Source organism: Nonomuraea sp. NPDC001684 (assembly GCF_053596515.1).
On the sequence record NZ_JBSFGJ010000015.1, the window covers coordinates 49138 to 57197 of the forward strand.

The following is an 8060-nucleotide window of genomic DNA, read 5'->3' on the forward strand; positions in this document are numbered from 1 at the left end:
AGAGCAAGGGGAGAATTCGTGCTTAAGGCTATTTCGGGGGTATGTCTGAGCATGATGGTCGTCGCCGGATGTTCCGCCGGCGAGGCCGACAATCAGGCCGCCGGGTCGGCGCAGCCCGCCGCGTCCTCCTCGGCGGTGGAGGCGGCCCGGCTGCGCGCCGCCCTGTTGCCCGTGCCCAAGGGCATGCGCATCGCGTACGGGCCGGAGATGGGGGCGTTCGGCTCGCTCAAGTCCACCCAGGAGGGGCTGGCCGCCATCCAGCAGGCCAAGCTGGAGCGTCCGGAGTGCGCCGGGGCCGCCCAGCTCGACGCGGCCAAGCCGGAGGTCGCCCGGGCGCCCGCCGCCGTCATCGCCTTCTCCGCCGCGCGCGGCTCGATCACGCAGGCCGTCGTGTCGATGCCGTCGGCGTCCATGCCGGCGCCGCTGCCGCCGCAGTGCGCCCTGTACAAGGCCACCGTCGAGGGCGCGGACGTGACCTACCGCACCGCCAAGCTGGCCATGCCGGCCAGGGGCGACGAGTCGCGGGCGTACCTGACGACGGCCTCCGGCGGCGACAAGCGCGCCCAGATCGGGTCGGTCGTGATCAGGCGGGCCCACCTGATCATGAGCATGCTCGTCGTCGGCGAGAAGGTGAAGGCGGCCGGCCTGTACGAGCTCGCCCGCCTGGCCGACCAGAACCTGGCCCGCGTCACCCGCTGAGGCTCAGATGAGCACGTGGTCGTCCGGGCGGCCGACGAAGGAGAACTGCGCGTTGCGGGTCAGCTTGATGTGGTCGGCCTGCCAGGTGTGCATCGAGGTGTCGGCGCTGCGCCAGTAGACGAAGTTGAACCGGTCGGCCGAGTAGATCTTGACGGAGTCCTCCTTCAGCCGGCGTACCAGCTGGGTGTCCTCCCCCCGCGTGATGTCCGCGAAGCCGTACGAGCGGAACATGTCCGCCTTGCCGAGGAACGTGCCGCCCTGGACGAGGAAGGAGTACCGGTGCTCCAGGCCGGGCAGCCGGAGCATGGTGGTGTTGCTGCCCTCGAAGTACGCGTAGTGCGCCCCCTTGCCGACCAGCTCGGCGTCGGAGTAGTCGAACGCGCGCACCAGGTCCGACAGGTAGTGCTCGCCGTAGAGGTTGTCGTCGTCCATCTTGGCGATCAGGTCGCCCTCGGCGGCGGCGATGCCCAGGTTCATGCAGGCGCCGAGGGTCAGCTCCGGGGCGGCGGGCAGGACGACGACGTCCGTGATGCCGGCCATCCGGGCCTTGTCGGCGACCACCACCGGGTCGATGTCCAGCCCGTGCAGGACCATGACGAGCTGCAGCGGCCGGTGGAGCTGCCGGGCCACCGACGAGATCGCGTGCTCGATCTGCGCGGCCCGGTTGGTGGGCAGCACGACCGAGATCGAGCGCGACCGGGGCGTGGTCGCCTGGCCGAGGTTCTGCAGGATCTGGTCCACCCGGTGCGAGAACAGGTGCTTGTCGAAGACCTCCCGCATCGCCAGGTGGCCCATCCTGGCCCGCAGCTCGGGGCTGTTGATCAGGTGCAGCACCTGGTTGTACGACTCGACCGGCTCGCGCGCGATCGGCACCAGCTCGCCGAACGTCTCCTCGATCGCCCGCGACCACCCCGACACCACCGGGGTCGCGCACGCCGACAGCTCGAAGACGCGGCGGGCGCACATGGTCGGCGAGTCGAGCACCGAGTTGACGTTGAGGAAGACCTTGTACATCCGGTACGCGGCCAGCATCTGGTCGTAGGGCAGCTCGCCCACGATGTGCGGGCGGTACTTCTCCGGCCAGGCGTACTTCTCGTCCACCTCGCCGTTGCGGGCGAAGATGTGCAGGCCCAGCTCGCGCACCGGGTCGAGGACGACCTCCATCTGCTCGCGCCGCTCGGGGTGCTTGTCGCGGAAGTACATGCCGGCGAACACCACGTCGTGCAGACGGCCCTGCTTCTGCTGGATCGGGTTGTGCACCCGCGGCTGCGCGGCGAACTGCAGCACGTCGACCCGGTCGTGGCCGAGCACCTCGCGGTACTTCGGCACCATGTCGCCGTCGCAGGTGAACACGTGGTCGAACAGCTTGGCCGTGTCGATGAAGAAGTCGAAGTTCGGCGGGTCCTCCTTGTTCCAGAAGACCGTGGGGATGCCCTCGGCGCGGCACCAGGCGACCAGGTCGCGCAGCGGCTCCTTGGGGGCGTTCGTGCCGGTCATCTGGTAGCGCCAGCGGCCCTGGTTGCCGTGCCAGGCGGACTCGCAGAACAGCAGGTCGGGGCGCTTGTCGGCGAAGATGTCCGGCCAGTCCTTGAGGCCGAACTCGATCTGGTCCCACTCGTACCTGAAGGCCATCCTGGAGAAGTCGTCCAGGATGACCGCCACCTTGAGGTCGGGCCGGTTGACCGGGCCGAGCGGCCACTTCGCCGTCGGCACCTCGACCAGCGGGGGGCGGTGGTTGGCGAGCTCGACCGCCTCGGTGACCGGCATGGGCGGCTTGGGCGCCTTGTCCTTCGACCTGACCGCCTCGACGATCCTCCCCGGGCTCTTCGAGCCCAGGGCCTCGCCCAGCTTGAACGTGCGCTTGGCCTGGGTGGCCTCCAGCTTCCAGCCGGCGTACGCGGCCTTGGCCTCGGCGATCTCCAGCCGCCGCCGCAGCTCCCTGACCTCGGCCTCGTACCGCTCGATGAGCTTGCGCTCCTCGGGCAGCCAGTTGACGGGTCCCAGTCGCTGGAACGCGGGGGGCTCAGGGTTTTCGGCCATGGTGATACGCCTATCGCTCAGCGGAGGTATGTCATAGTACGGCGGATTCAGCCGCTATTCGGGGCGTTTGGCCTGGGAAGCGGGGGCCAGGTTGTCGCCCTTCAGCCACGCCGCGATCACCGTCGCGATGCGCGGACCGGCCTTGCCGTCCCACAGCACCGGCAGCTCGCCGGCCGGCGTGGCGGCCCCGTCGGCGAGCGCCTTCTCCGCCGCGGCGGGCAGCAGCGCGGGCGTGACCAGGCGGTTCGTGCCGTGCGTGATCGTGATCGGCCGCTCGGTGTTGGGCCGCAGCGTCAGGCAGGGGACGCCCAGCATGGTCGTCTCCTCCTGCACGCCGCCGGAGTCGGTGACGACCAGCGCCGCGCCCCGGACGAGTGAGAGGAAGTCCACATAACCCAGCGGCTCGATGACCTTGATCGTGTCGCCGTCCACCAGGCCGGCCTCGGCCAGCCGCGCCTTGCCGCGCGGGTGCACCGGCACCACGACCGGCGTCCGCCGCGACACCTCCAGCACCGCCTCGACCAGCTCCCTGGCGGCCTCGGCGGTGTCCACGTTGGCCGGGCGGTGCAGGGTCGCCACGGCGTACCGGGCCGGCAGGCCGAGCCGCGCCACCACCGGCGCCGGGTCCAGCGAGGGCAGCGCGGCGAACAGGCTGTCGATCATCGGGTTGCCCACCAGGTGCACCTTCGCGGGCGGCACGCCCTCCGAGGCCAGATAGGCGAGGGCCTCGGGCGAGGTGACGAACAGCAGGTCGGCCAGCGCGTCGGTGACGACCCGGTTGACCTCCTCGGGCATGCCCCGGTCGAACGAGCGCAGCCCGGCCTCGACGTGCGCCGTCCTGATGCCCAGCTTGGCGGCGACCAGGATCGCGGCCAGCGTCGAGTTCACGTCGCCGTAGACCACGACGAGGTCGGGCTCCTGGGCGACGAAGACGTCCTCCAGGCCCACGAGCAGGGCCGCGGTCTGCCTGGCGTGCGTGCCGGAGCCCACCGCCAGGTTGGCCACCGGCTCGGGCAGGCCGAGATCGGCGAAGAAGACGTCCGACATCAGCGCGTCGTAGTGCTGACCGGTGTGGATGATGCCCTGCCGCACGCCGAGTTCACCGAGTGCACGCACCACCGGGGCCGCTTTCACGAAATTGGGACGAGCACCCAAAACGTGCAGGACCAGGGGGTTCTCCCTCATTGACCTCGCCTTTCATAGCGGAAGGGAAAAAACGCTGCCTATGGTACGGTCCCAGCGTGGCATCCGACGCCAGTCGTCAAGACTCCTCCAAGGTTTCCGCGAAGTCCGCCCGGGCCGGCGTCGGGGGACTTCTCAAAGGCTTCGTCCAGCACCCCGTCATCGTTTCCCGCGTCGTCGTGACCAAGGTCAAGTCCGACCCCGTCCGCGTGGCGCAGGCCGCCGCCGACGCGCTCCCGCCCAAGCTGCGCCCGATCGTCGGCAGCGTGGCCTGGCCGGCCGCCCGTGGCGCCCGGCGCATGGTCCGCAAGCTCGGCATGCGCATGATCAAGGCGCCGTGGAACGAGGCGAAGGCCCACTGGGACGCCGGCCGGGTCTCCCAGGCCGCCGAAGTGCTCGACGCGTACACCAAATACCCCTTCGTCAAGCGCAGGGCCGCCTACTACCGCGGTGAGCTGGCCGCCATCAGCCCCGACCCGATCCCGCCGGGACCGAAGGTCGCCGTCGCCGGGCGCGTCGAGGGCCGCGTGCTGCACCTGGTCACCAACGCGCTGCCGTACACGCAGGCCGGTTACACCGTGCGCACCCACCGGATCGTCACCTCCCAGAAGGCGGCCGGGCTCGACCCGCACGTCGTGACGAGCTGGGGCTGGCCCATGCTCCAGGGGCACGCCGACGCGCCCGCGCAGGAGGAGATCGACAGCATCCCGTACTACCGCCTGCTGCCCGACGGGCACGGCGAGGTGCCGTTCGAGATGCGCGGCCGCATGGTCAAGGGCGCCGAGGGCGTCACCCGGCTGGTCGAGCAGCTGCGCCCGCAGGTCCTGCACGCCGCCACCGACCACCGCAACGGCTCGGTCGCGCACGCCGTTCGCGACCGGACGGGCACCCCGTTCGTCTACGAGGTGCGCGGCTTCCTGGAGGAGACGTGGGCCTCCCGCGACCCCATCCGGGTCGGCAGCCAGCGGCACGTGCTCCAGCGCGAGCGCGAGGCGTTCCTCATGCGCGAGGCCGACGCGGTCGTCACGCTGGCCGAGACGATGGCCACCGAGATCGTCGAGCGCGGCGTGCCCAGGGAACGCATCCACCTGGCGCCCAACGCCGTCGACGACACCCTGCTGTCGGCTCACTACGACGGCGCCTCGTTCCGCGACGCGTACGGCATCGCCCCCGGTGAGATCGTGGTCGGCTCGGTGTCCAGCATCGTGGCCTACGAGGGCTTCGCGACCCTGCTGCGCGCCGCCGCGCTGCTGCGCGACGACCGCACGCCGGTGCGGGTGCTCATCGTCGGCGACGGCGCCGAGCGGGAGAACCTGCTCGCCCTGGTCGAGGAGCTGGGGCTGCGCGACGCCGTCCTGCCCGGCCGGGTCGGCCCCGACGAGGCGCTCCAGGCCCAGGACGCCATCGACATCTTCGCCTGCCCGCGTGAGGACCTGCGGGTCTGCCGGCTCGTCACGCCGCTGAAGCCGGTCGAGGCGATGGCGCTCGGCAAGCCGGTGGTGCTGAGCGATCTGCCCGCGCTCTCCGAGCTCGTCGGCTCCGACGGGGCCGGTCTGCTGGTGCCCGCCGGCGACCCGGCCGAGCTGGCCAAGGCGATCGCCGGCCTGCGCGAGGACCCGGCCAGACGGGCGGAGATGGGCGAGGCCGGACGCGCCGAAGTCGCCGCGAAGCGGACCTGGAGCCGCGTTGCCGAGACTTATCAAGCTCTATACCGATCGCTTGCCGAAAGATGACCTCCACGTTGCCTGTACGTTGTGACGGGTTCGGTCGCATTAGGCGTGAGCTAGGTGGACTTGAGATAACCTTTGCGACCATGAAGTGTTGTTTCCGGCTCTCGAAGGCACTGCTGTGACAGAAATCGACTTGGCTGTCATCGGCCTGGGCTACGTCGGTATGCCGCTTGCGAAGGAAGCGGTTGCCGCCGGGCTGCGGGTCGTCGGCGTGGACGTCGACCCCCGGAAGGTCGACGCGCTCAACGCCGGGCAGTCCTACATCGATGACCTGACCGACGCTGACCTCGATCACATGCTGGCGAACGGATTCAGCGCGACGCTGGACGAGTCCGTGCTGGCCAGAAGCAACACGATCGTCATCTGCGTACCCACCCCGCTGGACGAGGACCACCGTCCCGACCTGTCCGCGGTCGAGGGCGCGACCAAGGCCGTCGCCCGCAACCTCAGCAAGGGCACGCTCGTCGTGCTCGAATCCACCACCTGGCCCGGCACCACCGACGAGGTGGCCCGCCCGCTGCTGGAGCAGTCGGGCCTGACCGCCGGCGTGGACTTCCATCTGGCCTTCTCGCCCGAGCGCATCGACCCGGGCAACCCGAAGTTCGGGCTCAAGAACACCCCGAAGGTCGTGGGCGGCTACACGCCGGTCTGCCGCGACCGGGCGACGGCGTTCTACAAGCAGTTCATCGAGCAGGTGGTGCCGGTCAGCGGCACCCGCGAGGCCGAGATGGCCAAGCTGCTGGAGAACACCTACCGGCACGTCAACATCGCCCTCGTCAACGAGATGGCGATCTTCTGCGACGAGCTCGGCATCAACCTGTGGGAGTCGATCGAGGCCGCGGCCACCAAGCCGTTCGGCTTCCAGAAGTTCCTGCCGGGGCCGGGCGTCGGCGGTCACTGCATCCCCGTGGACCCCTCGTACCTGTCCTACACCGTGCGCAAGCTCGGGTACCCGTTCAGGTTCGTGGAGCTGGCCCAGGAGATCAACGAGCGCATGCCGTCCTACGTGGTGGCGCGCGTCCAGCGACTGCTGAACAGACACAAGAAGCCCGTGAACGGCGCCCGAGTGGTTATGCTCGGCGTCACGTACAAACCGGATATCGCCGACGAACGGGAAACTCCGGCTCTGCCTGTGGCGCGTGCGCTGCTGGAACTGGGGGCCGACCTCTCGTTCGCCGATCCGTACGTCAAGGAGTGGTCGGTCGACGGCACTCCGGTGCCACGGGAAGAGGATCTGACCGAGGCTGTGGTCAACGCCGACGTGACGCTGCTGCTGCAGCAGCACGCCGCGTTCGATCTGGCCATGGTCGAGGCGAAGGCCAAGCTCGTGCTGGACACCCGCGGTGTGCTCACCGAGGGTGAACGCGTCGAGCGGCTGTAGCGACGGAGGGCTGCGCGCAGTGCACGTGCTCGTCATGACGGTGGTGCATAACCCCGAGGACGCGAGAATTCTGCATCGGCAGATCCGTGCCCTCGTGGATGCCGGTCATGAGGTCACGTATGCCGCCTCCTTCTCGGCGCACGGGGTCGTACCGCGTCCATGGGTCAACGGCGTCGATCTGCCCAGGGCCGCCCAGCGGAAACGCGTGGCGGCCGTCTGGGCCGCCCGGCGGCTGTTCAAGCGCATGCGGAACAAGGTCGACCTGGTCCTGATCCACGACCCGGAGCTGCTGTTCGCGGTCTGGGGCGTGCGCAACCGGCCGCCGGTGGTCTGGGACGTGCACGAGGACACCCCGGCGACGTTGTCGCTCAAGCCGTGGCTGCCCTCGTTCCTGCGCCCGCCGGTGCGCTTCTTCGCGCGCATGCTGGAGGGCACGGCCGAGCGGCACATGCACCTGCTGCTGGCCGAGACCGCCTACGCGGGCCGGTTCAAGCACGCCCATCTGATCGTGCCGAACGAGACCTGGGTGCCGGACTCGGTGACGCCTCCGGGCGACGACCGGGTGGTCTACCTCGGGTGGTTGTCGCGGGCGCGCGGCGTGTTCGAGGCCGTCGAGGTGGCCAAGCTGCTGCAGCCGTACCGGGTGACGGTGGAGCTGATCGGGTACGCCGATCCGCAGAGCCGTCCGATGCTCAACCAGGCCGTCGCCGACGGCCTGCTGGAGTGGCGTGACTTCATGCCCAACGACGAGGCGCTCAAGCGGCTCGACGGGGCGCTGGCCGGGCTGTCGCTGCTGCACGACGAGCCCAACTACCGGCACTCGATGCCCACCAAGATCGTGGAGTACATGGCGCACGGCATCCCGGTCATCACGACGCCGTCGCCGCGCGCGGTCGAGCTGGTGGAGCGGTACGACAGCGGCGTCGTCGTGCCCTGGGAGGACCCGAAGGCCGTCGCGCAGGCGGTGCTGACGCTGCGGGACGACGTGCGCGAGCGGCGGGCGCAGGGCGCTCGCGGGTACGCCGCGG

Annotated in this window: 6 protein-coding genes; 4 read left to right on the forward strand and 2 right to left on the reverse strand. The window is 70.0% G+C overall.

The features are described from left to right. Positions 1 to 51: 51 nt before the first annotated feature. A complete protein-coding gene (locus ACWCSD_RS05525) occupies positions 52 to 699 on the forward strand; it encodes a hypothetical protein (RefSeq protein WP_397154824.1) in 648 nt (215 codons plus the stop codon). Between the two features lie 3 nt (positions 700 to 702). On the opposite strand, the gene ACWCSD_RS05530 is transcribed toward ACWCSD_RS05525, so the two are convergent. Together ACWCSD_RS05530 and wecB are read right to left on the reverse strand one after the other, a co-directional pair. Next, positions 703 to 2739, reverse strand: a complete 2037-nt coding sequence (locus ACWCSD_RS05530; RefSeq protein WP_449913240.1) for a glycosyltransferase family protein — start codon at positions 2737 to 2739, stop codon at positions 703 to 705. A 54-nt stretch (positions 2740 to 2793) separates the two neighbouring features. Next, positions 2794 to 3924, reverse strand: a complete 1131-nt coding sequence (gene wecB / locus ACWCSD_RS05535; RefSeq protein ID WP_358290661.1) for a non-hydrolyzing UDP-N-acetylglucosamine 2-epimerase — start codon at positions 3922 to 3924, stop codon at positions 2794 to 2796. A gap of 56 nt (positions 3925 to 3980) precedes the next feature. Between wecB and ACWCSD_RS05540 the strand changes: the two genes are divergently transcribed. From ACWCSD_RS05540 to ACWCSD_RS05550, 3 genes are all read left to right on the forward strand, one after another. Further along, positions 3981 to 5654 (forward strand): glycosyltransferase family 4 protein, encoded by a 1674-nt coding sequence (locus tag ACWCSD_RS05540; protein ID WP_449913242.1) that lies wholly within the window; start codon positions 3981 to 3983, stop codon positions 5652 to 5654. Between the two features lie 115 nt (positions 5655 to 5769). Further along, a complete protein-coding gene (locus ACWCSD_RS05545) occupies positions 5770 to 7032 on the forward strand; it encodes a nucleotide sugar dehydrogenase (RefSeq protein WP_397154818.1) in 1263 nt (420 codons plus the stop codon). Between the two features lie 34 nt (positions 7033 to 7066). Continuing rightward, positions 7067 to 8060, forward strand: a 994-nt coding sequence (locus tag ACWCSD_RS05550; protein ID WP_449913244.1) for a glycosyltransferase, incomplete at its 3' end; no start/stop codon positions are given.

Excerpts from the sequence above, each read along its gene's own strand:
- ACWCSD_RS05525 (WP_397154824.1), top strand. The coding sequence starts at position 52 with ATGATGGTCGTCGCCGGATGTTCCGCCGGCGAGGCCGACAATCAGGCC.
- ACWCSD_RS05530 (WP_449913240.1), bottom strand. The coding sequence starts at position 2,739 with ATGGCCGAAAACCCTGAGCCCCCCGCGTTCCAGCGACTGGGACCCGTC.
- wecB (WP_358290661.1), bottom strand. The coding sequence starts at position 3,924 with ATGAGGGAGAACCCCCTGGTCCTGCACGTTTTGGGTGCTCGTCCCAAT.